Below are 25,323 nucleotides of genomic sequence, written 5' to 3' on the forward strand. Positions count from 1 at the left end.
GTCCTTGAGCCAGGTGATGCGGCCCATGAAGGTCAGGTCTTCACTGGGCTTGAGCACCAGCTCGTGCGAGCCCTTGAGGTAGGTGGTGAAGGGCTGGCCCTTCTTGTAGTTGAGGTCGCCCTGGTCGCCCAGGCCCGACACGGCGCTCAGGCCGCCGCCCGGCGAGCCGGTGTTGCCCGCCGCGATCAGGCCGGGGCTGGGGTCTTTGGCACGGATGCCCGTGCCCACCGACACGGTCGAGTCGAAGCTGCCGCGCAGGCCGTCTTCGGTCTCGAAGGTGAAGGCCTGGGCCGCGCCATGGGCCAGCAGAACGGCAGAAAAAATGAGGGAAAAGCGATGTCCGGACATGGTGTCACCTTGTCTTCAGAAGGGGGGCGGGTGAAGGCCCTGGGCCGGTGCCATGCACCCGGCCCAGGACATCAGGGGCGGGCTCAGCGTTCGCTGATGGCGCGCAGGTTGTCTGAGGTGTAGAAGCCGGCCTTGAGCTTGGCGTTGTTGCCGGCCTCGGTCAGCCAATGCACGTCGGTGCCGGTGCCCACGGCGTGTTCGTCAAACACATAGCGCCCCTCCAGCACGTTTTGCTGCACAAAGGCCGACACATCGCACGAGCCGGTCTCGTACACCGGAATCACAAAGCCTTCGCGCACTTTCCAGAGCTTGCCCTGGGCGTCGTAGTCGTCGGCCACCAACGGAGCCCAGCTGTCTTCGTCGAGGTAGAAGGTGCGCTTGGGGGCCAGATGCCGGGTACCTGGTTTGACCGTGGCCTCGACCACCCACACGCGGTGCATCTCGTAGCGGCGGTGGCCGGGCTCGATGAAATCACGCTGGGCCACGTCTTCGAACTTGGCCTTGAAGTCATAGGCCCCGAACACGTTGTAGGGCACCAGCATCTCTTTCTTGCCCACCAGCTTCCATTCAAAGCGGTCCATCAGGCCGTTGAACACATAGGGCTCGTCGAGGGTGTACTGGTTCTCGAAGCCGATCTGCGGGGCATCGTAGGCATAGGTGGGCATGCGGCGCACGCGGCGCTGGCCCGGAAAGTAGTAGAAGGTTTCGGTGGCGGCTTCGCTGTAGTTGGTGATGGCCAGGGCCTGGCCGGCCAGGGCGGCGGGGCTGTTGTAGCCAAAGTAGGTGTAGTACTCGACCTGTGGCATCTTGCTGAAGGGAGCAGACCCCTTGGCGCCCCAGGGCACAAACACCACCTGCTCGGAGCCGGCCTTGATCCACTCGTCACCGCCCTTGCGCGGCGAGGCGGCGGTGATCACCTTCTTGTAGTCCAGTGCCAGGCCGCGGTAACGCATCTTGGCGTTCCACATGGCCTCGGCGCCATTGCGTGGCATGGGGAAGGGGTAGCCCGGCAGCATGGCCTCCTGCAGCGTCCAGCCATTGTCCTTGAGCTTGCCGGCCTCGACGTTCTTGCGGGTGTTGTCGGCCACAAAGTCAGGCACGCCGCAGCTGCGATGGCTGGGGTACACATCCATGCGGTAGCCCTTGGTCTGCTTGATCAGCTCGACCTGGCCCGGCGAGAGCTTGTCGGCGTACTTGTCGACGTTGGAGGCGTCGATGGAGTACAGCGCTTTCTCGCCCTTGTGCTTCCAGAACTCGCCGCGCAGCTTGCCCCAGGCCCAGCCGGCCTCGGGCGGCTCGGCACCGGTGTAGGCCGGAATGCTGCCGTCCTTGTTGGCGGCCTGCTCGCCGCCAGCGGGCGTCAGGTCTTTGCCCAGGCGGGCAGCATCGCGTGATTGCGCCAGGCTGCTGCCCATGGCGGCCAGGGCCGCCAAGGCCAGCAGCAAATGGCGCCCGGTGTTTGTTGCATTCCCCATATTGACGACTCCTGATTAGCGGTCGGATAAGCACCACAGGTGGTGGATGGGCTGGAGTGTGTGGCGGCGTGCAAGATCACCGTTATCGGTTTTGCGCAAGTCTCATCTAGGGTAATTACCAAGCAAACATTTGGTGCGGCGTCACCAGGCTGGTGCGCTCTGGTTTCTACCGATGGCCGGCACGGCTGATGCTTAGGACACTCGGTCCCCACCCCACACGGGCGCACAGACGCCCCGCACCGAGCCATGAGCCCCTTGACCGGCCAACAGATGCCCCAATCCAGTGCCATGCCGCCGCCTTCTTGGCACGCCTGCGTGCGCTCCAGCGACGTCGACGTGCATGCCAGTGCCCAACCGCAATGGAGCCTGAACTACGACCAGCTCTCGGCCGGCCGCTTTGACGGGCAGATTGAGCTGGTGCAGTTGCCCGGGCTGCGCATCATCCGCGAAGGGGCCAACTGCAAGGTGCGCCAGCGCGGCCAGATCGGCCGCGGGCACTACGGCCTGGCCATGGCACTGGAGCAGGACAGCGAGGCCATCTTCAACGGCCAGCGCCTGAGCACCGAATCGATCATGATCGGCCGGGGCGAAGAGCTGGACCTGCTGACCCCCGCCCATTGCGAACTGATCGGTGTGGTGGTGGAGCAAGAACTGCTGGCCGCCCTGTGGCAAAGCATGTACCAGAAGCCCCTTTCGGCCTGGATCGAAGAACAGATCGTGGTGCAGGCCAGCACCGCCTCGGCCCGCCACCTCAACAAGATGCACCGCCGCATCCTGGACCTGCTGAGCAGCTCGCCCGAGCTGCTCAACGACCCGGTGGCCCTGCTCCAGTTGCGCGACGCCATCCTGATCGAATGGATTGAGGCCATCCCCTCGCAGGTGGACACTAGCGAGCTGCGCCGTGTGGAGGCGCGCAAAAAAGTGGTGGACCGCGCCTGCGAATGCATGCTGGCCCATTCAGACCAGCCACTGTCCACGCTGGACGTGTGCAGCCGCATCGGCACCAGCCCGCGCAAGCTGGACTACTGCTTCAACGACGTGCTGGGCATCAGCCCCAAACGCTACCTGCGCCTGGTGCGCCTGAACGGCGTGCGCCGCGACCTGAAAAACCGCGCCCACGAGGCCCGCATCAAGGTGCAGGACATCGCAGCCCGCTGGGGCTTCTGGCACCTGAGCGAGTTCTCGCGCGACTACTCGGCCCAGTTTGGCGAGTTGCCCTCGCAGACGCTGCGCAACGCGCAGGTCTGAAGGGCCGGCTGGCTGGCTCAGCGCATCCAGGCCTGGATGCGCCGGGTCAGGGCCTCGGTGCTGATGCCATAGCGCTCGTGCAGGGTGGGCAGCGCGCCCGCATCCAGGTAGGCATCGGGCAGGCCTGCCAGCCGGAAGCGTGCAGGCTGGGCCCCGTTCTGCAACAGGCACGAGGCCACGGCCTCTCCCAGCCCGCCGATGACCGAATGGTTCTCGGCCACCACCACCAGGCGCTGCTTGCGGCCCACTTCGGCCAGGATCGTGGCCTCGTCCAGGGGTTTGATGGTGGGGCAGTGCAGCACGGCGGCGCCGACGCCATCGGCCTTCAAGGCCTTGACCACCTCCAGTGCCCGCATGGTCATGAAGCCGCTGGAGATGATCAGCACGTCGTCGCCATCGACCAGGCTCTTGGCCTTGCCCAGCTCGAAGCGGTAGCCCTCAATCTCGTCGAGCACCAGCGGCACATTGCCGCGCAATAGGCGCATGTACACCGGGCCCGGGTGGTCGGCGATCTGCGGCACGGCCTGTTCGATGTCCAGGGCGTCGCAAGGGTCGACGATGGTCAGGCCGGGTATACCGCGCATCATGGCCAGGTCTTCGGTGGCCTGGTGGCTGGGGCCGTAGCCCGTGGTCAGGCCCGGTAGGGCACAGCACATCTTGACGTTGAGGTTCTCTTCCGCAATGACCTGGTGAATGAAGTCGTAGGCGCGGCGGGTACCGAACACCGCATAGGTGGTGGCAAACGGGATCAGGCCCTCCTTGGCCATGCCCCCGGCCGAGCCCATGAGCAATTGCTCGGCCATGCCCATCTGGTAGAAGCGGTCGGGGTAGGCCTGGGCAAACAGGTGCAGATCGGTGTACTTGGCCAGGTCGGCCGTCATGCCCACGATCTCGGGCCGGTTGGCGGCCAGCTCGACCAGGGCCTTGCCGAAGGGCGCAGCCTTGACACGCTGGCCCTCGGCCGCGATGGAGGCAATCATGGCCGAGGTGGTCAGACGGGGTTTCTTGTCGGTGGCGGTGTTCATGCTTGGGCTCCTGAGGTCTGGCTCTGGTCGAGCACCGCGAGGGCCTGCTGCCACTCGGGGGGATCGACCCGGATGAAATGGTTCTTGTCGCGCGTCTCCAGGAAGGGCACGCCCTTGCCCATCAGGGTGTCAAACAGGATCACCCGGGGTTTGGCCTCCTGAAGGGTGCGGGCGGTGTCGAAGGCCGCCAGCACCGCGGGCAGATCGTTGCCGTTCACCCGCTGGACATGCCATCCGAAGGCAGCCCATTTGTCGGCCAGGGGCTCAAAGCCCAGCACTTTGCTCGACGGGCCGTCGGCCTGCTGGTTGTTGATGTCGATCAGGCAGATCAGGTTGCCCAGACCGTGGTGGGCAGCAGACATGGCGGCCTCCCAGGTCGAACCTTCGTCCAGTTCTCCGTCGGACATCGAGTTGTAGACAAAGGCCTTGTTCTGCTTTTGGCGCAGCGCCAACGCCATGCCCACACCAATGATCAGCCCCTGCCCCAGGGATCCGCCCGAAATCTCCATGCCGGGGGTGTAAGTGGCCATGCCCGACATGGGCAGGCGGCTGTCATCACTGCCGTAGGTCTCCAGCTCGGACTCCGGAATGATCCCGGCTTCGATCAGGGCGGCGTAGTGCGCGATGGCATAGTGCCCATGAGACAGCAGGAAGCGGTCTCGCCCCTCCCACACCGGGTCGGTGGCTTGGTAGCTCATGGCATGGCCGTAGGCCACCGCCAGCACATCGGCCCAGCCCAGGGCCTGGCCGATGTAGCCCTGCCCCTGCACCTCGCCCATGCGCAGCGCGTAGCGGCGGATGCGGTAGGCGCACGCCTTCAACTTGGATACGGTATCCGTCATAACAATCCTCGGTAACAAAATAGGGGGTTGGCTCAACTCACAGCAGCCCAATGGAGAACCAGGGCACGAGCGCCACCAGGATCAGGCCCGCCAACAGGGCGCCCAGGTAGGGCCAGATTCGCCGCACGGCCGCATCCGGATGCACCCGGCCGATGGTGCAGGCCGCGTAATAGCCGAGGCCAAAGGGCGGTGCGAACAGACCGATGCCCATGGCCAAGATGATCACCATGGCGTAATGCACTTCATGCACGCCCATGGCCTTGGCCACCGGGAACAGCAAAGGGGCAAACAAGACCATGGCAGGAATGCCTTCCAGCACACTCCCGAGCACGACAAACGCGGCGATGGACACCATCAGAAAGCCATACTTGCCACCGGGCACGCTCGTCATCAAGTGGGCCAGGCTGTGCGAGAAGCCCGATTGGGTCAGTGCCCACGACATGCCGGTGGCGGTTCCGATGATGAAAAGGATGGCGCCAGACAAGGCCGCCGTGTCCACCAGCATCGGATACAGACGCCGCCAGTCGAAGCGGCGATAGACGAGCAAGCCCGCCGCCACCGCATAGGCGATCCCGATGGTCGACACCTCGGTGGCCGTGGCCACGCCTTCGACCACCGCTGTGCGAATCAGCACAGGCAGCGCCAGGGCCGGTGCCGCGATCAGCAGTGTCTTGCCCACCACGGCCAGCGGCGCCCTTTGCAACCCGTGGCTGATTTCAGCACTGCGGAATCGCGACAACAGGGCCAGGATCAGCGCCAGAACCACCCCCGGCAGGATGCCCCCGGTGAACAAGGCACTGATCGAGATCCCGGCGACCGAACCAATGGTGATCAAGACCAACGATGGCGGAATCGTCTCGGCCATGGCGCCCGATGCCGCCAGCAGGGCGATCAGTTCGCCTTCGGGGTTGCCCCGTTTTTTCATCTCGGGCAACAGAACTGGCGCAACGGCGGCCATGTCGGCCGTCTTGGCCCCCGAGATGCCGGACACCAACAGCATGGCCCCCAGCAGCACGTAGTTCAGCCCACCACGGACATGCCCCAACAAAGAGGCCAGGAAGTCGACCATGGCCTTCGCCATGCCCGTCATCTCCACCAGGTGGCCGAGCAGGATGAAGAGCGGCACCGCCAGGAGGATGAGCGAACTCATGCCTTCGTCGATGCGTCCACTGACCACAGACAGGGGGGTGGAGGTGGTCGTCAGCAGAAAGGACACCGTCGCCATGCCGAAGCAGAATGCGATGGGCACGCCCAGCAAGACCCCGGCCCCCAGCAAGCCCGCAAAGAAGATCAGCAGGTTCCAATTGCCGATGGCCTGCAGCCAGTCGGCCCCGGCATACAGGACGCCTGCCAGGATCGCGATCGAGAAAGCGACCTTGACGATCTCAAACCAGCCATGGCGCGCCACCTTGAACAGGCAGAGCAACAGCATCATGGTGCTGCCCACCGGAACCGCCGCCGCCCGCAGCGTGTTGGGCCAAGAAAGCGCCGGGGTCTGCACGACCCACTCATCCAGCGCGTATTCGGTCATCGGCCAGATCAGCATGCCGAGCCAGAGGATAGGCACCACCGTCGCCAACACCTCCGCCCATGACTGGGCCTTGGCACTCCAGCGCGATACCAGCGCGGTGGTCCGCATGTGCATGCCGCGGCGCAGGGCCACGGCCGCCCCGAGGTTCGCCAGCCACAGAAACAGGATCGAAGCCAACTCATCGGCCCAGGGGAGTGGGCTGTTCAGCAGAAAGCGCATCACGACGCCTGCCAGCAGAACCGCCACCTCGCCCACCACCAGCACAGCGGCCGGCACTTCAACCAGATGACCCAGCCACGCCTCGGCACGGACCGCCAGCCCGTTTGGGGCGGGCTGATCGTTCAAGGGTTCGCTCAGCATGGCGCTCATCCCAAACCACCCACGCTGTCGGAAAGCAGCTTCCAGGCGTCCTCGCCGAACTTGGCGCGCAGGTCCTTGTAGAAGCCATTTTTGGCCAGCGCGTCCTTGAACACCTTCTTGTCCGGCTCGGTCATCTGGATGCCTTTGGACGCCAGATCCGTGCGCAAGGAAGAGTTCAGGGCGGCAATGTCGGCACGCTCATCGGTGGCGGCTTTGTCCAGTTCGCGGTAGACGATCTCCTGGATGTCCTTGGGCAGGCGGTCCATGGCCTTGCGGTTGCCCAGAATCCAGTAGGCGTCCCAGACATGGTTGCTCAGGCTGCAGAACTTCTGCACCTCGTACAGGCGTGCTGTGCTGATGATGGCCAGGGGGTTCTCCTGGCCCTCCACCAATTTGGTCTGCAGCGCCGAATACAGCTCATTGAAGTTGATCGGCGTCGGGCTGGCCCCCAGGGCGGTGAAAAGGCTGGACAGCATCGGGGCCGCCGGCACGCGCATCTTCAAACCCTTGAGGTCGTCCGGTGTCTTCACGGGCTTGGTCGAGGTCGTGATGTTGCGGAATCCGTTGTCCCAGGGCTTGGACAGGGTCAACAGACCCACTTTTTCAATCTGAGCCCGCACGTACTTGCCCAACGGGCCGTCCATCGCTTTCCACACCTCGGTGTAATCGTGGAACGCAAAGCCGGTGTTCACGATGCCGGCGGCGGGCACCAGGGTCGACAGCACCACGCTGGCCTGGTTGAAGAACTCCACCCCGCCCGAGCGCACCTGGGACAGCAAGTCGGTGTCCGAACCAAGCTGGTTGGCCGGGAACAACTTGATGTCCAGACGGCCATTGGTGGCGTTGCGGATGCGATCGATGGCCTCTTGCGCCCGCTTGTTCACCGGGTGAGAGGGATCCTGGCCGGTGGCGAACTTGAAATTGAACTCGGCGGCAGAGGCCGGTCGCATGGCAATCGAGAACAGGGGCAGCGCTGCCGATGCACTCAGCAGGCTGCGACGCGAGATCGTCGTCTTGGAATCGTTCATGGTTGTCTCCTTGTTGATCTTGAAACAGCTGACGGTCAATGGATCAGCATGCCGCCATTGACGTCCAGGGTGATGCCGGTGCAGTAACTCGACAGCGGGCTGGCCAGGTAGACGCAGGCCCCGGCGATGTCGTCGGCCCGGCCCAGGCGGGCCAGTGGGATGGTCTCGGCAATCTCGGCCTTTTTCTCGTCGGTCAGCTTGCCCTTGATGATGTCGGTGCCGATCAGGCCGGGGGTGATGCAATTGACACGGATGTTCTGGGGCCCGAACTCGCGGGCCATGGCCTTGGCCAGGCCCAACACCCCGGCCTTGGCGGCCGAGTAGTGCGGCCCGCCCAGGATGCCGCCGCCGCGCTGGGCCGACACCGAGGAGATGCAGATGATCGAGCCGCCGCCCTGTTGCTGCATGGTCGGCAGCACGGCCTGCGACATGTACAGCGTGCCGCGCAGGCTGACATCGAGGATGCGGTCGTAATCGCTGCCGGTGATTTCGAGGGTCTTGACCGGCTGGGTGATGCCCGCGTTGTTGACCAGGGTGTCGATGCGGCCAAAGGCCTGCAGGGCGGCTTGCACAGCGGCTTCACACGAGACCTTGTCGGTCACATCGGCCACCAGGCCCAGGTGCCCCGCACCCAATTGGGCGGCGGCACCTGCAGGGTCGGCACGTTCGAGATCGCAGATCACGACGCGGGCGCCCTGGGCCGCCATGAGGCGGGCGGTGGCAAAGCCCAGTCCGTTGAGGCCGGCGCCGCCGGTGATGAGGGCCACTTGGTCTTTGAGCAACATGTTCGGTGTCTCCAGTGAGTTGATGCAGGCCAGGGGGACGGCCACTTCGGCCGGCTCCACCCCGTCGAGGCCGATTCTCAAAGTGGTCCAAGTTGAAGACAAGCGATTTAATATCAGCGTAAGATGACAATCGTTCATTCAAAGTCAGGGTTCTCCCGATGGCCGCACTGCCCCCGATCGCCAACCTGCAAGCCTTTGAAGCCGTGGCCCGGCGCCGCAGCTTTGCGCTGGCCGCCTCTGAGCTGCACCTCACGGCCTCGGCGATCAGCCACCAGATCTCGCGCCTGGAGGCGCACCTGGGCATCCGGCTGTTCGAGCGAAGTGCCCACACCGTGCGGCTAAGCCCGGCCGGCGAGCACTACCTGATGCACATCAGGGCAGCCCTCAATGCCATCTCGTCGGCCACCGACGACCTGCGCCAGGGCATACGCAACAGCCTCTATGTGCACTCGGCCCCCAGCATTGCCAGCCTGTGGCTGATGCCCCGGCTGCATCGCTTTGCCAAGGCCTACCCTGACATCTCGCTCAACCTGTCGGCCGCTCACACGCCCAGCGATTTCGCGCTGGGCCAGGCCGACATCGACCTTCGCTACGGCGTGCCGCAATGGGGCGACCTGGTGGTCGAGCCGCTGTTCGAGGAGCCCATCGTGCCGCTGGCCAGCCCGGCGTTCATCCGCCAGCACAAGCTGCGCGAGATCGCGCAGTTGCTGGAGCTGCCCCTGATCCAGAGCAATGTGAGCGTGGTGCAGTGGTCAGACTGGCTGAACCGCTTCGGCGGCCTGCGGGCACCTGACCGCTTTCCAGTGCGCTTCGACCGCGCCCAGATGTCACTGGACGCGGCCACCCAGGGCCTGGGTGTGGCGCTCGAAAGCGCGGTGATCGCCGCGGGCCATCTGGCCGAGGGCAAACTCAAGGCGGTGTTCGGGCTCGATCAGGCCGTTCCGGTGAAGGCCCACTTTGCGGTCTACCCCGAGCGCCACGCCAAGCGCCCCGCGGTGGAGGCTTTTCTCGCCTGGCTGCACCACGAGGCCTCGGTGCGCTGAAGGCGCATCGGCAGGACCGCTCAGGCCCCAACGCCACTCTGGTTGCCGCTCTGGTGGCCGCTGGCGCGCACCAGGGTGATCGCCTGCTCGGGGCAGGCACTGACACAAGATCCACAGGCCCGGCAGGCCTCGGCATGCGGCGTGAAAGCCGTCTGGCGGCCGTGGGCCCAAAGCTTGAACCGGACCAGCACGGGCATGGCCGCAAAGGCCTCGTCGGGCATGCGGTCGATCTTGAAGACAGCGACCGGGCAGACGACCGCGCAGTCGCCCTGCCCTTCACATCGGCGCGCATCGACGACGGGCCTGAACAAGCCGGGTTCCGCCTTGCACTTCGGGGGCTTGGCCGCCTGGGCCTCGAGCAGGCGGGCATGACGCTGCTGACGGCGGCGGCTGCCGGTCGTGACTCGGGATGGATCGATAGAAGGTTTGGGGTGAGAGACGGAGTTCATGGATTCACTCATTCTTCTGGCAAGGGCGCCAGGGCACCAAAGCCGCCGGACTCGAATCGGGCCATGGCGTCACTGATCTGCTGGCGGCTGTTCATGATGAAAGGACCGTTGATCACCAGGGTTTCACGCAGGCTGTCGCCCACCATGCAAAGGACATGGGCCGGGGTGAGCGCATCGAGCCGGACACTGCCCTCGCCCCGGAACTCCGCCGCCTGCCCCCCGGAGAGCACAACCCCCATGTCGCCCCCTGGCCCAGAAACCCGGACCTGGCCCGACACCACGTAAAGCAGCGCGCAGCGGCCAGGGCTGCAAGGCAGATCAAGGCCGTCGCGCAAGAGCACATCCAGCAGGGTGATGTCTTCGGCCGGGGCGAGGGTCGAGGAGATCACACCAAAACGCCCGGCCAACACCCGCACACGGTCGCCACCGGCACCGCACCACTGCGGTACCGCGGGCGCGTCCAGCCACAGGGTCTGCGGCGGCAGCAACTTGTGCGGCCCGCTCAGGTTGATGAAGATCTGGGCGCCATGCAGTTCATGGCCTGGGTTGGAAGCCATCTCCTGATGCAGGACACCCTGCCCCGCCTGCGTCCAGACCACCCCACCCGGCCCGACCTGCACGTCGTTGCCCAACGAGTCGCGCACGCGCAAGCCGCTGCCTGAATCTTCAAACACACAGGTGACCGCCGAGAAACCAGCGTGCGGGTGGGGCGGAAACGGTCGCCCCCAAACGCGAAAGTCGTCCAGCAGGAGGAAAGGCGACTCGCCGTCGCCCCGGCCGTGCAGGTCAAAGCTGTTGGCCGAGAAATGGGCATGGGCGCGGAGCTGCCCATGGATTGGTGCGGTGATCTGGAATGGCATGGTGGAACCGGTCTGGAGACGGGGCGTGGACCATCGGAAGCCAGCCTCAGGCGGCGGCCAGCTCGGCGATGCGGGCTTGTGCCAAAGCCAGGGCCTGCTCACGCACGGCCGGGCCCATGGCCAGGCCTTCGGCACGCACCACCGCCACCTCCTGGATGCCCAAAAAGCCGAAGAAGGCGCGCAGATGGGCCTCCTGGTGGTCCATGGCGGCCAGCGGGGTGCCCTCGCTGAACATGCCGCCACGCGACGAAGCCACGATCACCTTCTTGCCACCGCACAAGCCCTTCGGGCCTTGCTCGCCGTAACTGAAGGTCTTGCCTGCCACGGCCAGGCGATCGAGCCAGGCCTTGAGCTGGGTGGGCACGCCGAAGTTGTACATGGGCGCGCCCACCACCACCACGTCGGCCGCCAGAAAATCAGCCAAGGCCTGTTGGCCCGCGGCGATGTCGGCCGCCTGTTCGGCAGGCGCCGGCGCGCCCTGCTGGACCGCCAGATGGGCCTGCGTGAGGTGGCCCAAGGGGGTCAGCGCCAGGTCGAGGTGTCGGACCTGAAGGCCGGGGTGACGCCCGACCCAGGTGGCCACCACCCGGGCCGAAAGATCGCGGCTGACGGAATCCCCGTGCAGGATGCTGGAGTCGATGTGCAACAGTTTCATGGCGTTTTCCAGTTGTAGGAGGCTCACCGTTGAGCCCAGGCCTGGAAGTTAGCGATCGCCGTAAAATCTGAAAAGCCTATATTTTTAGATCAATACCATCGATTGGACAGATAGATGCTGGATGCCGTCACCCTGGATCAATTGCGTACCTTCATCGCTGCCGCCGATTGCGGCAGCTTTTCTGCAGCGGGGCGGCAACTGGGCCGGGCCCAGTCCGTCGTGAGCCAGACCTTGGCCAACCTGGAGAACCAGCTGGGCGTGCAGTTGTTCGACCGGTCCACACGGCGCCCCCAACTCACCACCATCGGCCGCGAGTTGCTGACCGACGCGAGACAGGTGGCCGACAACATGGACCGCTTCAAGGCCCGGGCCAAGGGCATGGGCGCCGGGCTTGAGCCCGAGCTGAAGGTGGTCGCCCACGTGTTTCTGCCCACCAGCGTCCTGACCACCGCCGTGGCCGGCTTCCACAAGCAGTTTCCGCGCACGCCACTGCGCATTTCGGTGGAGGGCATGGGCGCCGTGATGGAGCCGGTGCTGGAGGGCAGTTGCTCGTTCGGCGTGCGGGCCCCCTTGCTGACCGACCACCCCGAACTGAGCAGCGAGCACCTGATGAGCGTGCCCTACCTGATGGTGGCCGCACCCGAACATCCGCTGGCCCAGGCCGGCCGGGCGCTGTCGAGCCGCGAACTGCGCCAGCATGTGCAGCTGGTGCTGAGCGACCGCTCTCAACTGACCCAGAGCATGGACATGGGCGTGCTCTCGCCCAAGACCTGGCGCCTGTCCGATCTGGGCGCCAAGCACGCCTTTCTGAAGGCCGGCCTGGGTTGGGGTGGCATGCCCTTGCATGTGGTGCAGGCTGACATCGAGCAAGGCCGGCTGGTGTCGCTGGAGTTCGAGGAAAGCCGGGCCAACGTGAGCATGTCCCTGACCGCCATCCACCGTACCGACCTGCCACCGGGCCCGGCGGGGCGCTGGCTGCTTGACGAGCTCAAGCGAGCGGCGGCCGAGCAGGGCGTGCAGGGCGTGCAGGGCATGCAGTTGGCACACGCGCAGGGCTCAGGCCCTCAGGCCGCCGCGGCGGGCGCCGGCGGGTAGGTCAGCTCGGGGCCGGAGCGCTCCAGCATGGCGTGCTGCAACATGGCGGCCAGCACGTCGGGCGACACCTCCGGAATCTGGAACCCCGGCGGCAGCTGCATGGCAATGCGGCCCGACTGGATGCCCTCATGCCAGCCGCTGTGCTGGATCACGGCAGACAACGTCAGCATGCCCACATAGATGCCCTGCGAGGCCAACTCGCCATGCAGCGAGTACAGGTAGTTGCGAGCCCCCGCCAGCGCCGGCCCAGGGCCACTCATGAACGGCAGCCCCACCGCCGCCGAGCCCCCCAGCCCCACCAGGATGGCACCCTGCGGCAGTGCCCGCATGGTCGGCAGCACCGCACCCACAGCGGCCACCAGGCCGTACAGAAACAGCTCGACCTTGTCTTTGACATCGTCCACGCTGAGCAAGGAGGCCGGGACAAAGGCCTCAGGCGCATTGGGTCCGTAATACAGCACATCAATCCGGCCAAAACGGGACAGGATGTCTGCCACCACCGCACTCACCTGGGCCGGCTCGCGCAGATCGGCCTGAAAGCCCTGTGCTGTCACCCCTTCTGCGCCCAGTTGCCGGCTTTGAGCCTGCAGGACCTCGACACGCCGGCCGACCAGGGCCACGGCGTAGCCGTCTTTTCCGTACCGTCGGGCCAGAGCCAGCCCCAGTCCGGGGCCGGCGCCAAGAATGGCAATGCATTTCGTCGTCATGATGGGATCGATTCCTGAAGTTGATGGAGATCGCCAACACAGACGCCCGGTGGTTGGCAGAACAAAACGCACAGGGTCGGATGGCGACAGGGGCCCGATTCGAACACCCACGCCCCCTCATGGAAAGCCGATATTTCTGGATGGATTCCATCGGATAAAGCGATGGCAGGAAGGCTCCGGCGGCGAGGCTGGCCCCAACGGCGTTCACTGAAAATGATCTGATTTCAATAAAAATGGATAAGCATGATCGTCCATCGACAGCAGCTTGCCGAAGACATGGCCGAGCAACTGTTGCGCCCCAAGGGCTGAATGAAGAAGGCCTTCTCAGCGGCCACGCTGGACGAGCACGGCAATCTACGGCGTGAGCGACCCCTTTCTGGCCGAGGCCTGCACCAGTCGCGCCAGCATGCGGCGCACGCTTGATGAGCCACGCGGGCTGGCCTGACCCCCGAGGCACGTTCCCACCGCGACCCAAGCCCGAGCCAGGGCAGTATGGCCCCCCCTCAACCCATGCCTTGGCTCAGTTGCCTGGCAGCAGCCAGGACGTCTTTGACGTAGCGCTCGTCATACCGGTGATTAGGCATCGTCAGGGTGACGGCGGCCACCACCGCGCCTTGGGCGTTGTTCACGGGGGCGGAGATGCCGGCCACCTCCTTCAGACGATCGCCCACCGAGGCGAAATACCCCTGCTCGCGGATGCGCGCATAGAGCACCCGTTCTTCCTGACTGAGCACTTGCTGCTCATGACCGAGGCCGAACGCCGACAGCACGCGCCCACCAGTTCCCGAACTCAAGGGCAGCACGTCGCCGGCCCGGATGTGGTCCCGGATCGGATGCGGTGAATCGACTCGATACAGGCACAGACGAGTCTGGTTGGGCGGGTGCCCTTGCCGAACGTGATAGGCCGCGCTTTCGCCGGTCTTGAGGACCAGGTCTTCGAGCACCGGGATCACCAAGCGATCCAGGGAGAAGGTGTCTGCATAGATGGTGTACAAGCGCGCCACCTCCAGGCCCAGCGCATAGCGCCCGTCGGGCAGGCGCTCGATCAGGCGCCCGTGCTCGAGCGAGGCGAGCAACCTCAGCACGGTGCTCTTGTAGAGCCGGGTGCGCTCTGCCAGCTCCGCCAGCGACAAGGCGGCATCTCCGTGACGGAACGCGGCCAGCAGCGTGATGGCACGGTCAACCGCAGCAGCCCCGCCGGGCGCGCTGGACTCATCGGCCAGGGATTGAGTTTGGGCTTTTCTGGGCATGGGCTGACCTTTTCCGGGGACGAATGCGCGCCTTGACGCCATGGGCGTTCTTGCTCTAAATTCTATTAAACAGATTTGTGTTCTATCTTACAGAATTTTCAGGAGACGTCAAGAGAATGCCCAGTTCCCATCCACATCGATCGGCCACCTCGGTGCTGATCAGCGAAGTCGGGCCCCGCGACGGCCTGCAATCCGTGAAGGCGACCATGCCGACCGAGCACAAGAAGGCCTGGATCGACGCCCTGGTGACCGCCGGCGTGCAAGAGATCGAGGTCGCCTCGTTCGTGCCGGCACGCCTGCTGCCGCAGATGGCCGACGCGGCCGAGGTGGTGCGGCATGCGCTGACCCATGCCGGTGTCTGCGTGATGGCCCTGGTGCCCAACCAGAGGGGTGCAGAAGCGGCCCTGCGCGCCGGCGTGCACAAGCTGACGATGCCGGTCTCGGCCAGCGAGGCGCACTCGCTGGCCAATGTGCGCAAGACGCGAGAGCAGATGGTGGAAGAGGTGCGTGCGATCGCCCGGATGCGCGATGAGCTGGCGCCCCACGTCAAGCTGGAGGCCGGGATCTCGACGGCCTTCGGCTGCACGCTCCAGGGCCAGGTGCCAGAAGACGATGTGATCTGGCTGGCCGAGCAGTGCGTGCAGGCCGGTGCCGATGAATCGGGCTTGTCGGACACCACCGGCATGGCCAACCCCGCCCAGGTCAAGCGGCTGTTCACCCGCCTGCGTGCCGCCCTGGGCGAGCGCGCCGGGGCGGCCCACATGCACAACACCCGGGGGCTGGGCCTGGCGAACTGCCTGGCGGCCTACGACGCCGGGGTGCGGACCTTTGACGCTTCGCTTGGCGGCCTGGGCGGCTGCCCTTACGCACCGGGGGCCAGTGGCAATGTGGTGACAGAAGACCTGGTGTTCATGTTCGAGGCCATGGGCATCGCCACCGGCATCGATCTGCCACGCCTGTTCGAGGCCCGCCAGCCCTTGAGTGCCGGTCTGCCCGGCGAACCCTTGTACGGCATGACCCCCGAAGCGGGGCTGCCCAAAGGCTGGGCCGTTGCCTGCCCCACCCAAGCCAAGGAGCCGGCATGAGCGCCACAGACCCATCGTCCGATCAGACCGCAGCCCAGCCCCTGCCCTACGCCGGCGTGCGGGTGGTCGAGTTCACCCACATGGTCATGGGCCCCTCCTGCGGCATGGTGCTGGCCGACCTCGGCGCCGAGGTGATCAAGGTCGAACCCATCGCCGGTGACAGCAGCCGCAACCTGCTGGGCTCCGGCGCAGGCTTCTTCCCGATGTTCAACCGCAACAAGAAAAGCATCGCGCTGGATCTCAAATCGCCGCAAGGCATGGAGGTCGCGCTCAAGCTGATCGCGACTGCCGACGTCGTGAGCGAGAACTTCCGCCCCGGCACGATGGACCGGCTCGGCCTGGGTTACGAAACCTTGTCCCGGCTGGATCCGCGTCTCATCTACGTCAGCCACAAAGGCTTTTTGCCCGGCCCCTATGAGAAGCGCACCGCGCTGGATGAGGTGGTGCAGATGATGGGAGGCCTGGCTTACATGACCGGGCGTGAGGGCGATCCCTTGCGGGCGGGCACCAGCGTGAACGACATCATGGGTGGGATGTTCGGGGCCATGGGGACCATGGCCGCGCTCGCCCAGCGCGAAAAGACCGGCCGCGGCCAGCTCGTCCAATCAGCGCTGTTCGAGAACAATGTGTTTCTGGTGGCGCAGCACATGATGCAGTTTGCCGTCACGGGCAAGCCCCCCGCGCCCATGCCCAACCGCATCTCGGCCTGGGCCATCTATGACGTGTTCACGGTCAAGAACGGTGAGCAGATCTTCCTGGCGGTGGTCAGCGACAGTGCCTGGGCCGCTTTCTGCGAGGCGTTCGATCTGGGCCCACTGAAGGCCGATCTCCGCCTGCGAAGCAACAACGACCGCGTGCTAGCCCGCGACTGGCTGCTGCCCGTGTTGCGCGCCCACCTCGAGAACCGCACGGCCCAGGACATTGCCCGGATCTTCGAAGAACGCGGGCTGCCCTTTGCCCCGATCGCCAAGCCCCAAGACCTGCTGGACGACCCCCATCTGAACAGAACGGGCACGCTAGCGCCCATCACGCTGCCCGATGGTCGCGCTTGCAAGACCGTGCTGCTGCCCCTGATGCTGGGCGACAGCCGGCCGGGCATCCGCATGAACCCGCCCCGGCTGGGCGAACACAGCGTGGCCCTGCTCGAGGAGCTGGGCTACACCGCACGTGAGATTGAAACCATGCAGGCCCAAGGCCTGGTTCAGGGAGAGGCCCATGTCTGAGTTGCAACGCCGAGACCTCATCAAGCTGGCGCTGGCCGCCACACTGCCGGTGTTGACGGACCGCGTGCAGGCCCAACCCGCCTGGCCGACCAAGCCTGTGCGCCTGGTCGTTCCGTACGCGGCGGGCGGCGGCACGGATGCCGTGGCCCGGCTGATCGCCGAACGCATCACCCAGGACACGAAGTGGCCGATCATCGTGGACAACAAGCCCGGCGGTGCGGGCAACATAGGCCTCGACATCGTGGCCAAATCGCCTGCAGATGGCTACACCCTGGGACTGGCGCAGACGTCCAATCTGGCCATCAATCCGGTGGCCATGGAGCGCATCCCGTTCAATGAAAAGAAGGACTTCATCGCCATCGCCGCAGTGGCCGAAGTGCCGACCATCCTGGTCGTGCGCCAAGAAGCGCCGTGGGGCACCCTGGCCGATCTCATCAGGGCGGGCCGCAACGCCAAGACGCCACTCAAGCAGGCGCTCGCCGGCACCGGCACCGTGGGGCACCTGGCCGGTGTGATGCTGGCCCGCCAGGCCGGACTCAACAATGTGCTGGACATCCCCTACAAGGGGGCGGCTCCCGCCATCACCGATCTGCTGGGCGGGCAGACCGACTGCATGTTCGCCACCCCTCAGGCCGTCATCGGCATGATCAAGGCCGGGCGGCTGCGGGCCTTGGCGGTGACCTCGCTCAACCGCCTGTCCATCCTGCCCGGCACACCCACGGTGGCCGAGTCAGGCTATGCGGGCTTCCAGGCCACCGACTGGAAGATGCTGGTGGCCCCGGCCAAGACCCCAAAGGACCTGGTGCAGGCGCTGAACGCCGCCACCGAGCGGGCCTTGGCACAGCCCGCCACGCGTGAACGCCTGGCCGCCGAGGGCAGCCTGCCGTTGGGCGGTTCACTGGAAGCAACTGCCCGCTTTCTGCAGACCGAACAGGCCCGATGGCAAGAGCTGATCAAGGCCAGCGCCATCAAGTTCGACTGAGCAAATCCCAACCTACATCATTCGAGAGACAAGACATGCACATCCAGCAAACGCTGCTGCCTTTCACGCTGGCAGCCAGCCTTGGCATGCCCCTGTGGGCACAGCCCGCCTGGCCCGACAAACCGGTGCGCATCGTGGTGCCCTATGCGGCCGGCGGCACCACCGACTTCGCAGCCCGTCAGGTGGCCCAGAAGCTGACCGAACAGACCGGTCAGTCGTTTTTCGTCGAAAACAAAACGGGCGCCTCCGGCACCATCGGCAGCAACTTCGTGGCCAAGGCAGCCCCCGACGGCAACACCCTGCTGACCAACGACACCACCTACGCGATGCTGCCCGCAATCTTCAAGAAGCTGCCTTGGGAACATGCTTCGGATCTGATCCCGGTGACCACACTGGCCATCACCCCGGTCGTGCTGGTGGTGCCTGCGCAGTCTCCGTTCAAGACCGTGGCCGATCTGATCGCCTATGCCAAATCGCATCCAGCTCAACTCAATTTCGGATCGGGTGGCGCGGGCAGCTCCACCCACCTGGCAGGCGAGGTGTTCAAGAAGGAGGCCCAGGTCTTCATGACCCACATTCCCTACAAAGGTGCAGGCGACGCCATGCTGGCCCTCATGGGCCAGCAGGTCGATGTCCTGATCACGGCCAGCCCCACGGCGATTCCCGTCGTGAAAGGCGGCAAGGTGCGCGCCCTGGCAACCACCGGTGACAAGCGCCTGGCTGGCCTGCCGGCCGTGCCCACCTTCAAAGAGGCCGGGCTGCCAGGCTTCACCGTGGTCAACTGGTTTGGCCTGGCGGCGCCCAAGGGCACGCCAGCCAGCGTCGTGCAAAAGCTGCAGCAAGAAGTCGCGAAAGCGATGACCGACCCGGCCCTGCAAGAGCGCTTCGCTCAGCAGGGAGCCCAGCCTGGCGGCCTGCCCAGCGCCGATTTCGCTGCGTTGGTCAAGAAAGAGATCGCGGCCTGGTCGGCCATCGCCCAGTCCGCCGGTGTCAAACCGGAGTGAGCCCGGCCATGTGGAACCTGAGCTTCACCCCGCCCACCGTCATCCCCACTGCGGTGCTGACCCGCCTGCCCGATGTCTTCAGGCAGGCCCGGCGCACTGACTGGGTGGATGCCAACAAACCCGGCCATGTCATGGACAGCTTTCTGGAAGGCCCTGTGTTTGATGCGCAGGGCAACCTCTACGTGACCGACATCCCCTATGGCCGCATCTTCCGGATCGCACCTGATCTGAGCTGGCATCTGGTGCTCGAATACGACGGGTGGCCCAACGGGATGGCCATCCACCCCGATGGCAGCCTGTGGATCGCCGACTACAGGAGCGGCATTCTTCGCCTGGATCCGGGCACGGGCCAGTTGTGCACCGTGCTGGGTCACCGCAACAGCGAGTCCTTCAAGGGCGTGAATGACCTGGTGTTTGATCGCGACGGCCACCTGTACTTCACCGATCAGGGCCAGACCGGCCTGCACGACCCGACGGGCCGGGTGTACCGACTGCGATCCAACGGCCAGCTGGACCTGTTGCTGGCCAACGCCCCCAGCCCCAACGGTCTGGCCGTCAATGATGACGCCAGCGTGCTGTTCGTGGCCGTCACAAGGGGCAATCAGATCTGGAGGGCACCGCTGTTGCCCGACGGAAGCCTCTCGAAAATGGGCGCCTTCCAGACCTTCTTCGGCACCAGTGGGCCCGATGGCCTGGCCTGGCTGGAGCGCGATCGGCTGCTGGTCGCCCACGCCAGCCTGGGCGGGGTGTTCGTGCTCAACGGCCGCGGTGAAGTGACCGAGTTCCTGCGCAGCGCAGCAGGGGCCACCGTGACCAATGTGGCCGTCAGACCGGGCACCCAGGAGGTGGTCATGACCGAGTCATCCACCGGGAGCATTCTGCATGCCCGCCTAGACGCGGGCGATAGAGCCCAGGCCAGGGACTGAAAATCAGCGCAGCCCGCTGATCTGGCGCCATCGTGCCACCAGCGGGTGGTGGACCTGGCGGCGGCTGCCGGCCAGTAAGCCCTTCAAGGCAAGCTCATGGCCTGGGCCAGGTGCGAGTAGACCAAGCCCACCCGCCGCAGGTGGCGGGCTTCGGGATGGGTCAGCAGCCAGAGTTCGGTCTCGCCTTCGTCCAGCGGCTCTGTCAGGCGCACGACATCCTTGCGGTCTTGCGCGAGGAACAGCGGCACGATGCCCACCCCCAGGCCGAGCGCGATCAACTCCAGCACCGACAGGATGCTGTCGACCCGATAGCGTGGGGCCACCTTGGGAAAATGGCGCTTGCGCCAGAGCACCGAAGGATGCTCGGGCAAAGCGTCGTCCGGGGCGATCCAATCGGCCTGGCCAGCCTCGACCTCAGCGAGGCTGTGCACTGAGCCTCGGCGTGGGGCATACAAAGCGACGCGGATGGTCCCGACCTTTTTGCCGACCAGGTGCTGCGGTGGGTGTCGGGTAGCGCGCACGGCGATGTCGGCGTCGCGTCGCGTCAGGCTGGCCAGTTCGTTGCCGGTGTGCAGCTCGAAGTTCAGCTGCGGGTGCGCCCGGCGCAGGCCTTGCAAGGCGGGGGCGACCACGCCGTGCAGCAGGGTGTCGGTGGTCGTGATGCGTACCGAGCCTGCAATGCTTGAAGGTGCCGAGTCAACGGATGAGCGAGCTGCCGCCAGTGCCGATTCGATCTGCTCGGCATGGACCATGAGCTCGGTCGCGAACTCGTTGGCCAGGTAGCCCGTTCGACTGCGCTCGAACAGCGAACGCCCCAGCCCGCGTTCGATGCGCTGCAACGAACGGAACACCGTCGAAGCATCGACCCCCAGCCTTTCGCCCGCGGTAGCCAGCGTCCCGGCGCGGGCCAGCGCCAGCAGGACCTCCAGATCGGAGGGTGAAATTTTGTATTGCGTTGTTGCAATCATGGTGTGCGACAGAGTCTATTTTCATTTCTCATTTGCAACAACACACTGAAGACCTCATTAACGCCTCCGGAGTCAGTCATGGATTCATGTGTCACGTCGACCGCCCCTTCCAGCGGCACCCCTTTGACACTGGTCAGCCACGCGCTGTGCCCCTATGTGCAGCGCGCCGCCATCGTGCTGGCCGAAAAAGGCCTAGCCTTTGAACGACTCAACATAGACCTGGCCGCCAAGCCAGACTGGTTCCTGAAGATCTCGCCACTGGGCAAGACACCGGTGTTGCTCGTCGGGGACAAGGCCATCTTCGAGTCGGCTGTGATCTGCGAGTACCTCGACGAGACCACGCCTGCGCGCTTGCATCCGGCCGATGCGCTGCAGCGCGCCCGGCACCGCTCGTGGATCGAGTTCGGATCTGCTTTGCTCAACCTGATCGGCGCCTTCTACAGTGCGGCCGAAGAAACGGCCTTGAACGCGCGGGCCGCAGAGATCCACACCCGTTTCGCGCAGATCGAGTCGGCCTTGGGCGATGGACCTTTTTTTGCAGGCACCCACTTCAGCCTGGTGGATGCCGTGTTCGGGCCGGTGTTCCGGTATTTCGACGTCTTTGACGGGATAGCCGACTTCGGCTTCTGGGCCGGCTTGCCGAGGCTTCAACGCTGGCGCCAGGCGCTGGCTGCCAGGCCGTCTGTGCTAGGCGCCGTGCGCGCCGACTATCCCGAACGCTTGCGCCAATTTTTGCTGGCCCGGGGATCATCGCTCTCGCAGAGGATGGTGCCAAGCCATAGGGCGGGTTGAGGGACAACCGCCGGCTTTGGAATCGGGGGAGTGATCGCCAGCAGCAAAGCCGCCACCAAGCACGAAAAATAAGACCTGTGCGATCAGCTTGAGGCCGGCGGTGCCACCGCCTCGGCCATGGCCTTGGCCAGGGCGTGGTTGCCCTGCGCCTGCAGGCCGCGGATGGCGCCTTCGCGGTCTGGGGCCTGATGGTGCTGGTTCAGCTTGCGCTTGCCCTCCAGGCGGGTGATGCGGACCTCGATCCCCACGATGTGGCGCAACTGTTCGGCCAGGTAGTCAGGCGGCGCGTCCCCCATCTTCCAGGGGCTGGGCTGGTCGGCCTCGTGCTCGCGCGTCAGCTTGGCCACCACGCCACGGACAAAGCGCTCGTCGTCGCGGACATGCAGCGTGCCGTGGGCATGCACCACCTCGTAGTTCCAGGTGGGCACACGACGATGGGTCTCGTGCTTGCCGGGGTACCAGTTGGGCGAGATGTAGCCCTGCGCCCCGCGAAACACCACCAGCACCGGGTCGCCATCGGCCACCTCCTGCCAAAGCGAGTTGGCCCGCGCCACGTGGGCGATCAACGTGCCCTGCGGGCCCTGATCGGGCTCCAGCAACAAGGGCAGGTGATGGGCCTCCAGCCCGTTGGCGGTGTGGGTCACCAACATGCCCAGGGCGTTGTGGCGGACGATGCGGTGAAGTTCCTCGATGCGAGGCTCGGCGAATTGCTTGGGCAGGTACATGTGACAACCTTGGTCGGAACAGACGCCGGAAAAGCCCGGCGAGCCCCGCCACTTTGCGGCATCATTGGCCTGAAATAAATATCCAGTTTGCAACAAAATGACCAGTCCAGTTTCGCCATGCCCCTGATGCCCAAGGGCCGCCCCAGCCGCAGCCGCGCGCTGTATGACGAGATCCGGGCCCGCATCGCAGATGGCACCTATGCCCCTGGCCTGGCCTTGCCCTCCACCCGAGCACTGGCGGCAGAACGGGGGCTGTCACGGGCCACGGTCACCCTGGTCTACGAGCAACTGGCCGCCGACGGGTTCATCGAGACACGCACCGGCGCCAGCAGCCGCGTGGCCGCAGGCCCTGCCGCCACTGCCCCTACCGTAGACCAGCCTGACACGCGGCCCAGGTTGGCCCCCGCCGGGCACCAAGCCGGGCATCACGCCGGTCGGCTTTCAGCCATCGGGCAACGCATGGCTGCTTTGGGTCCGAACGATGCGCGCCCCACCGCCCCCGGCGAGATCGACTTCATCTACGGGCCACTGTCGGGCGCCGACTTTCCGACCCTGGCCTGGGGCAAGGCCATGCGCCAAGTGGAGCGCCAGCGGGCCAGCCGGCTCGCGTACGACGACCCGCGAGGCCACCTTCCGCTGCGCCAGGCGTTGCACGCCCACCTGAGCCAGACCCGTGGCCTGGTGTGCACGCTGGACCAGATCATGATCGTCAACGGATCGCAGCAGGCGCTGGACCTGTGCGCCCGCCTGCTGCTGGACCCAGGCGACAGCGTAGTGGTCGAGAACCCCGGCTACCAGGCCGCCCAGCAGGCCTTCATGGCCTGTGGGGCCCGACTGGTGGGTGTGGAGGTGGATGGGCAGGGCCTGAAGACCGGGCAGCTTGCAGCGCTGGGCGCGGTGCAGATGGCCTATGTCACGCCCACCCACCAGTTTCCGCTGGGGTCTTTTCTGCCCCTGGCCCGCCGAAGGCAATTGCTGGCCTGGGCCAACGAAACCGGCGCCTGGGTGATCGAGGACGATTACGACAGCGAATACCGCTACACGGTGGGCCCCGAAGAAACGCTGCAATCGCTGGACCGCCACGCCCGCGTGATCCACGTGGGCACCTTCTCCAAAACCTTGTCGCCCCAACTGCGCCTGGGCTACATGGTGCTGCCCCCCAGTCTGGTGGCCCCCTTTGCCACCGCCAAGCGCCTGGCCGACCGCCAGACCGCATCGGGGGTACAGCGTGCCTTGGCCCGGCTGCTGGAAGACGGCAGCTATGCGCGCCACGTGAGGCGCATCCGTCGCCACCAGGCGGCCCGCCAGCGCGCGCTGACCCAGGCACTGACGCAGCAACTGGGTGACCACATCGAGATTCAGGGCGCCGCCAGCGGCCTGCATGTGGTGGTGTGGTGCCGCTCGCTGCCACCCAGCGCCGAAACAGCCCTGGTGCAAGCCGCCCGCGATCTGGGCGTGCGCGTCTACCCCATCAGCCCGCTGTACCACCCCCACCCCGCCGGGCCTGGCCAGCAGCGCTGCGCGGGCCTGATCATGGGCTACGCCCTCCTTGACGAGGCGGCGATCATGGAAGGTGTGAAGCGCCTGGGCACAGCCTTGCGCCAGGTGCTGGCGGGCACGCTGCCAGGCCAAGGCCCGCACCCTTCTTCACAACCCACTGGCGAATGATTCAGACAGGCAAGCCCCAGGCTCCCAGTTCATGCCCCTTGCCAGGGATCTGCTTCAGGATCGCCAAATTCGGATTTGAGAAAGGCCAGAAAGGCCTGAACCTTGCGCGGCACATGCTTGCGGCCGGTGAAGGCCAACCACACCTGCCACGATTCACCCACCCAGCCGGGCAACACGCGCACCAGCGCCCCGCTCTGCAGGTACGGTTGGGCATGGGCAGAGAGCATGCCGATGATGCCCATGCCCTGCAATGCGGCCATGTACAGGGCCTCGGGGCTGTGCGAGTGAAAACGGGCCGGCCCGGGCCGCACATCCACACCGGGCTGCGCCCCGGGGCCCGTCGGGTGAAACCGCAACACCTCGGGCAGGCCCTTGCCCTTGGGGAACAGACAGGCGTGCTGCGCCAGCTCTGAGGGATGCGCCGGGGCCGGGTAGGCCTCCAGATACCGGGGCGATGCACAGAGCAAGGCATGGGTGGTGCCCAGCTTGACGGCGGTGTAGTCGCCATCGGCCAGGCCCTGACGGCTGAACAGCACAGTCACATCCGACTTGAGATCGGGCGCCTCCAGGTGTCGGTCGCTGGTGTTGACCTCGATCTCCAGCCGAGGGTACACGCGCTGTAGCCGCGGCACCCGGGGGATCAACTGGGCCGCCGCAAAATCAAGCGACGATTGCACCTTCAACAGCCCGCCCGGTGTGCGCCCGCTGGTACTGGCCTCATCGTTGGCGGCATCCAGCCCCTCGATCAAGGGCCGGATGCGCGCCACATACACCTCGCCCGCCTCGGTCAGCGACAGCGTGCGGGTGGTGCGTTGCAACAGCCGGATGTTGAGCGCCGCCTCCAAATCCTGGATCAGCCGCGTGACCTTGGCCCGCGAGGTGTTGAGGGCCTGCGCAGCAGGCGCAAACCCGCCCTGGTCCACCACACTGAGCAGGGCACGCATTGAATCGAGTTGGTTCATGACTGAGTAAGACAGGCCGCAGAGCCCGCAAGGTCCAGCGGGCGACTTTAGTCGCAATGGTGGGTGGCTGCTTGTACAGGGGTGTCAAGGCCTGTGGAGCAGTAACGGTGGGGGCATGGGATGGCAATCAAAAATGCTATCAACCGCTCAAGCCGAAAAACTCGGTACTTCAAAACACCTTTCATAGAGCCACGACATTGGAGGCAGCACTTGGGGAACTGCGCCGAGTTTTGAGAGCGAAGAAAGTGCGCTGAAGGAAGGCACCGTGTTTTGCATGTTTGTAGACG

General features: G+C 65.6%; 25 protein-coding genes. 10 read left to right on the plus strand and 15 right to left on the minus strand.

Translation table 11 applies throughout. The features are described 5' to 3' along the window. Together AC07VS_RS26540 and AC07VS_RS26545 are read right to left on the minus strand one after the other, a co-directional pair. On the minus strand, nucleotides 1–348 hold a 348-nt coding region (locus tag AC07VS_RS26540), incomplete at its 3' end, for a DUF1302 family protein (RefSeq protein ID WP_494752456.1). 83 nt (nucleotides 349–431) lie between these two features. After that, nucleotides 432–1,823, minus strand: a complete 1,392-nt coding sequence (locus tag AC07VS_RS26545) for a DUF1329 domain-containing protein (RefSeq protein WP_494752457.1) — start codon at nucleotides 1,821–1,823, stop codon at nucleotides 432–434. 246 nt (nucleotides 1,824–2,069) lie between these two features. Between AC07VS_RS26545 and AC07VS_RS26550 the strand changes: the two genes are divergently transcribed. Then, nucleotides 2,070–3,071 (plus strand): helix-turn-helix domain-containing protein, encoded by a 1,002-nt coding sequence (locus AC07VS_RS26550; RefSeq protein WP_492349973.1) that lies wholly within the window; start codon nucleotides 2,070–2,072, stop codon nucleotides 3,069–3,071. Nucleotides 3,072–3,088: 17 nt separating this feature from the next. Here AC07VS_RS26550 and AC07VS_RS26555 read toward each other — a convergent pair whose 3' ends face one another. Genes AC07VS_RS26555 through AC07VS_RS26575 form a run of 5 tightly spaced genes read right to left on the minus strand, consistent with a single transcriptional unit; the run spans nucleotide 3,089 to nucleotide 8,642 of the window. Beyond that, nucleotides 3,089–4,096: a transketolase family protein gene (locus AC07VS_RS26555; protein ID WP_492349974.1), complete on the minus strand. Its 1,008-nt coding sequence runs from the start codon at nucleotides 4,094–4,096 to the stop codon at nucleotides 3,089–3,091. Continuing rightward, complete coding sequence (locus AC07VS_RS26560) at nucleotides 4,093–4,938, minus strand: transketolase (RefSeq protein WP_492349975.1); 846 nt, start codon at nucleotides 4,936–4,938, stop codon at nucleotides 4,093–4,095. Before AC07VS_RS26560 ends, AC07VS_RS26555 begins: the two co-directional genes overlap by 4 nt. Before the next feature lie 37 nt (nucleotides 4,939–4,975). Continuing rightward, nucleotides 4,976–6,838: a TRAP transporter large permease gene (locus AC07VS_RS26565; protein ID WP_492349976.1), complete on the minus strand. Its 1,863-nt coding sequence runs from the start codon at nucleotides 6,836–6,838 to the stop codon at nucleotides 4,976–4,978. After that, nucleotides 6,835–7,857, minus strand: a complete 1,023-nt coding sequence (locus AC07VS_RS26570; protein WP_492349977.1) for a TRAP transporter substrate-binding protein — start codon at nucleotides 7,855–7,857, stop codon at nucleotides 6,835–6,837. The genes AC07VS_RS26565 and AC07VS_RS26570 overlap by 4 nt, the downstream gene beginning before the upstream one ends. 35 nt (nucleotides 7,858–7,892) lie before the next feature. Beyond that, nucleotides 7,893–8,642, minus strand: coding sequence for an SDR family NAD(P)-dependent oxidoreductase (locus AC07VS_RS26575; protein ID WP_494752458.1), 750 nt, complete (start codon nucleotides 8,640–8,642; stop codon nucleotides 7,893–7,895). Between the two features lie 158 nt (nucleotides 8,643–8,800). Here AC07VS_RS26575 and AC07VS_RS26580 point away from each other — a divergent pair, with 158 nt between their 5' ends. After that, nucleotides 8,801–9,685 carry a LysR substrate-binding domain-containing protein gene (locus tag AC07VS_RS26580; RefSeq protein WP_492349979.1) on the plus strand — a complete coding sequence of 295 codons (885 nt, stop codon included), beginning with the start codon at nucleotides 8,801–8,803 and terminating at the stop codon, nucleotides 9,683–9,685. Between the two features lie 20 nt (nucleotides 9,686–9,705). Here AC07VS_RS26580 and AC07VS_RS26585 read toward each other — a convergent pair whose 3' ends face one another. From AC07VS_RS26585 to AC07VS_RS26595, 3 genes are read right to left on the minus strand one after another with little or no spacing between them, the layout of a single operon-like run. Continuing rightward, nucleotides 9,706–10,134 (minus strand): 4Fe-4S dicluster domain-containing protein, encoded by a 429-nt coding sequence (locus AC07VS_RS26585; RefSeq protein ID WP_494752459.1) that lies wholly within the window; start codon nucleotides 10,132–10,134, stop codon nucleotides 9,706–9,708. An 8-nt stretch (nucleotides 10,135–10,142) separates the two neighbouring features. After that, nucleotides 10,143–10,994 (minus strand): pirin family protein, encoded by an 852-nt coding sequence (locus AC07VS_RS26590; protein ID WP_494752460.1) that lies wholly within the window; start codon nucleotides 10,992–10,994, stop codon nucleotides 10,143–10,145. A 46-nt stretch (nucleotides 10,995–11,040) separates the two neighbouring features. Next, entirely contained in the window at nucleotides 11,041–11,649 is a 609-nt protein-coding gene (locus AC07VS_RS26595) for an FMN-dependent NADH-azoreductase (protein WP_494752461.1), read from the minus strand. Between the two features lie 114 nt (nucleotides 11,650–11,763). On the opposite strand from AC07VS_RS26595, the gene AC07VS_RS26600 reads away from it, so the two are divergent. Continuing rightward, nucleotides 11,764–12,744 (plus strand): LysR family transcriptional regulator, encoded by a 981-nt coding sequence (locus AC07VS_RS26600; RefSeq protein WP_494752462.1) that lies wholly within the window; start codon nucleotides 11,764–11,766, stop codon nucleotides 12,742–12,744. Here the strand turns inward: AC07VS_RS26600 and AC07VS_RS26605 are convergent. Then, the gene (locus tag AC07VS_RS26605; RefSeq protein WP_492349984.1) at nucleotides 12,714–13,451 is read right to left on the minus strand and encodes an SDR family NAD(P)-dependent oxidoreductase; all 738 of its coding nucleotides are present in this window, start codon (nucleotides 13,449–13,451) and stop codon (nucleotides 12,714–12,716) included. The two genes, AC07VS_RS26600 and AC07VS_RS26605, sit on opposite strands and share 31 nt — an antisense overlap. Before the next feature lie 503 nt (nucleotides 13,452–13,954). Further along, complete coding sequence (locus tag AC07VS_RS26610; protein ID WP_494752463.1) at nucleotides 13,955–14,701, minus strand: IclR family transcriptional regulator; 747 nt, start codon at nucleotides 14,699–14,701, stop codon at nucleotides 13,955–13,957. A 116-nt stretch (nucleotides 14,702–14,817) separates the two neighbouring features. Between AC07VS_RS26610 and AC07VS_RS26615 the strand changes: the two genes are divergently transcribed. The 5 genes from AC07VS_RS26615 to AC07VS_RS26635 are packed head-to-tail and all read left to right on the plus strand — an operon-like array spanning nucleotide 14,818 to nucleotide 19,921. Beyond that, on the plus strand, nucleotides 14,818–15,786 hold the full coding sequence (locus AC07VS_RS26615) for a hydroxymethylglutaryl-CoA lyase (RefSeq protein WP_494659098.1): 969 nt from the start codon (nucleotides 14,818–14,820) through the stop codon (nucleotides 15,784–15,786). Continuing rightward, a complete protein-coding gene (locus AC07VS_RS26620; RefSeq protein WP_494752464.1) occupies nucleotides 15,783–17,009 on the plus strand; it encodes a CaiB/BaiF CoA transferase family protein in 1,227 nt (408 codons plus the stop codon). Before AC07VS_RS26615 ends, AC07VS_RS26620 begins: the two co-directional genes overlap by 4 nt. Next, nucleotides 17,002–17,991: a Bug family tripartite tricarboxylate transporter substrate binding protein gene (locus AC07VS_RS26625; protein WP_494752465.1), complete on the plus strand. Its 990-nt coding sequence runs from the start codon at nucleotides 17,002–17,004 to the stop codon at nucleotides 17,989–17,991. Before AC07VS_RS26620 ends, AC07VS_RS26625 begins: the two co-directional genes overlap by 8 nt. A 35-nt stretch (nucleotides 17,992–18,026) precedes the next feature. Further along, entirely contained in the window at nucleotides 18,027–18,995 is a 969-nt protein-coding gene (locus AC07VS_RS26630) for a Bug family tripartite tricarboxylate transporter substrate binding protein (RefSeq protein WP_494752466.1), read from the plus strand. 8 nt (nucleotides 18,996–19,003) lie between these two features. Beyond that, nucleotides 19,004–19,921 (plus strand): SMP-30/gluconolactonase/LRE family protein, encoded by a 918-nt coding sequence (locus AC07VS_RS26635; protein ID WP_494752467.1) that lies wholly within the window; start codon nucleotides 19,004–19,006, stop codon nucleotides 19,919–19,921. An 83-nt stretch (nucleotides 19,922–20,004) separates the two neighbouring features. Here the strand turns inward: AC07VS_RS26635 and AC07VS_RS26640 are convergent, their stop codons facing one another. Further along, entirely contained in the window at nucleotides 20,005–20,889 is an 885-nt protein-coding gene (locus AC07VS_RS26640) for a LysR family transcriptional regulator (RefSeq protein ID WP_492349992.1), read from the minus strand. 78 nt (nucleotides 20,890–20,967) lie between these two features. Between AC07VS_RS26640 and AC07VS_RS26645 the strand changes: the two genes are divergently transcribed. Continuing rightward, nucleotides 20,968–21,681, plus strand: coding sequence for a glutathione S-transferase family protein (locus tag AC07VS_RS26645; RefSeq protein ID WP_492349993.1), 714 nt, complete (start codon nucleotides 20,968–20,970; stop codon nucleotides 21,679–21,681). A gap of 83 nt (nucleotides 21,682–21,764) precedes the next feature. Here AC07VS_RS26645 and AC07VS_RS26650 read toward each other — a convergent pair whose 3' ends face one another. Next, the gene (locus AC07VS_RS26650) at nucleotides 21,765–22,406 is read right to left on the minus strand and encodes an FMN-binding negative transcriptional regulator (RefSeq protein WP_492349994.1); all 642 of its coding nucleotides are present in this window, start codon (nucleotides 22,404–22,406) and stop codon (nucleotides 21,765–21,767) included. 117 nt (nucleotides 22,407–22,523) lie between these two features. Here AC07VS_RS26650 and pdxR point away from each other — a divergent pair, with 117 nt between their 5' ends. Beyond that, nucleotides 22,524–24,074: a MocR-like pyridoxine biosynthesis transcription factor PdxR gene (gene pdxR / locus AC07VS_RS26655; RefSeq protein WP_494752468.1), complete on the plus strand. Its 1,551-nt coding sequence runs from the start codon at nucleotides 22,524–22,526 to the stop codon at nucleotides 24,072–24,074. A 29-nt stretch (nucleotides 24,075–24,103) separates the two neighbouring features. Here pdxR and AC07VS_RS26660 read toward each other — a convergent pair whose 3' ends face one another. After that, nucleotides 24,104–25,036: a LysR family transcriptional regulator gene (locus tag AC07VS_RS26660; RefSeq protein ID WP_494752469.1), complete on the minus strand. Its 933-nt coding sequence runs from the start codon at nucleotides 25,034–25,036 to the stop codon at nucleotides 24,104–24,106. Nucleotides 25,037–25,323: the final 287 nt, after the last annotated feature.

The sequence above is a fragment of the Curvibacter sp. GW821-FHT01G03 genome, from assembly GCF_059422285.1.

Coding starts and splice junctions, on each gene's coding strand:
- AC07VS_RS26610 (WP_494752463.1), bottom strand. CDS start 14,701: ATGCCCAGAAAAGCCCAAACTCAATCCCTGGCCGATGAGTCCAGCGCG.
- AC07VS_RS26640 (WP_492349992.1), bottom strand. CDS start 20,889: ATGATTGCAACAACGCAATACAAAATTTCACCCTCCGATCTGGAGGTC.
- AC07VS_RS26575 (WP_494752458.1), bottom strand. CDS start 8,642: ATGTTGCTCAAAGACCAAGTGGCCCTCATCACCGGCGGCGCCGGCCTC.
- AC07VS_RS26545 (WP_494752457.1), bottom strand. CDS start 1,823: ATGGGGAATGCAACAAACACCGGGCGCCATTTGCTGCTGGCCTTGGCG.
- AC07VS_RS26605 (WP_492349984.1), bottom strand. CDS start 13,451: ATGACGACGAAATGCATTGCCATTCTTGGCGCCGGCCCCGGACTGGGG.
- AC07VS_RS26595 (WP_494752461.1), bottom strand. CDS start 11,649: ATGAAACTGTTGCACATCGACTCCAGCATCCTGCACGGGGATTCCGTC.
- AC07VS_RS26550 (WP_492349973.1), top strand. CDS start 2,070: ATGAGCCCCTTGACCGGCCAACAGATGCCCCAATCCAGTGCCATGCCG.
- AC07VS_RS26620 (WP_494752464.1), top strand. CDS start 15,783: ATGAGCGCCACAGACCCATCGTCCGATCAGACCGCAGCCCAGCCCCTG.
- pdxR (WP_494752468.1), top strand. CDS start 22,524: ATGCCCCTGATGCCCAAGGGCCGCCCCAGCCGCAGCCGCGCGCTGTAT.
- AC07VS_RS26585 (WP_494752459.1), bottom strand. CDS start 10,134: ATGAACTCCGTCTCTCACCCCAAACCTTCTATCGATCCATCCCGAGTC.
- AC07VS_RS26590 (WP_494752460.1), bottom strand. CDS start 10,994: ATGCCATTCCAGATCACCGCACCAATCCATGGGCAGCTCCGCGCCCAT.
- AC07VS_RS26565 (WP_492349976.1), bottom strand. CDS start 6,838: ATGAGCGCCATGCTGAGCGAACCCTTGAACGATCAGCCCGCCCCAAAC.
- AC07VS_RS26625 (WP_494752465.1), top strand. CDS start 17,002: ATGTCTGAGTTGCAACGCCGAGACCTCATCAAGCTGGCGCTGGCCGCC.
- AC07VS_RS26555 (WP_492349974.1), bottom strand. CDS start 4,096: ATGAACACCGCCACCGACAAGAAACCCCGTCTGACCACCTCGGCCATG.
- AC07VS_RS26635 (WP_494752467.1), top strand. CDS start 19,004: ATGTGGAACCTGAGCTTCACCCCGCCCACCGTCATCCCCACTGCGGTG.
- AC07VS_RS26600 (WP_494752462.1), top strand. CDS start 11,764: ATGCTGGATGCCGTCACCCTGGATCAATTGCGTACCTTCATCGCTGCC.
- AC07VS_RS26630 (WP_494752466.1), top strand. CDS start 18,027: ATGCACATCCAGCAAACGCTGCTGCCTTTCACGCTGGCAGCCAGCCTT.
- AC07VS_RS26650 (WP_492349994.1), bottom strand. CDS start 22,406: ATGTACCTGCCCAAGCAATTCGCCGAGCCTCGCATCGAGGAACTTCAC.
- AC07VS_RS26645 (WP_492349993.1), top strand. CDS start 20,968: ATGGATTCATGTGTCACGTCGACCGCCCCTTCCAGCGGCACCCCTTTG.
- AC07VS_RS26560 (WP_492349975.1), bottom strand. CDS start 4,938: ATGACGGATACCGTATCCAAGTTGAAGGCGTGCGCCTACCGCATCCGC.
- AC07VS_RS26615 (WP_494659098.1), top strand. CDS start 14,818: ATGCCCAGTTCCCATCCACATCGATCGGCCACCTCGGTGCTGATCAGC.
- AC07VS_RS26580 (WP_492349979.1), top strand. CDS start 8,801: ATGGCCGCACTGCCCCCGATCGCCAACCTGCAAGCCTTTGAAGCCGTG.
- AC07VS_RS26570 (WP_492349977.1), bottom strand. CDS start 7,857: ATGAACGATTCCAAGACGACGATCTCGCGTCGCAGCCTGCTGAGTGCA.
- AC07VS_RS26660 (WP_494752469.1), bottom strand. CDS start 25,036: ATGAACCAACTCGATTCAATGCGTGCCCTGCTCAGTGTGGTGGACCAG.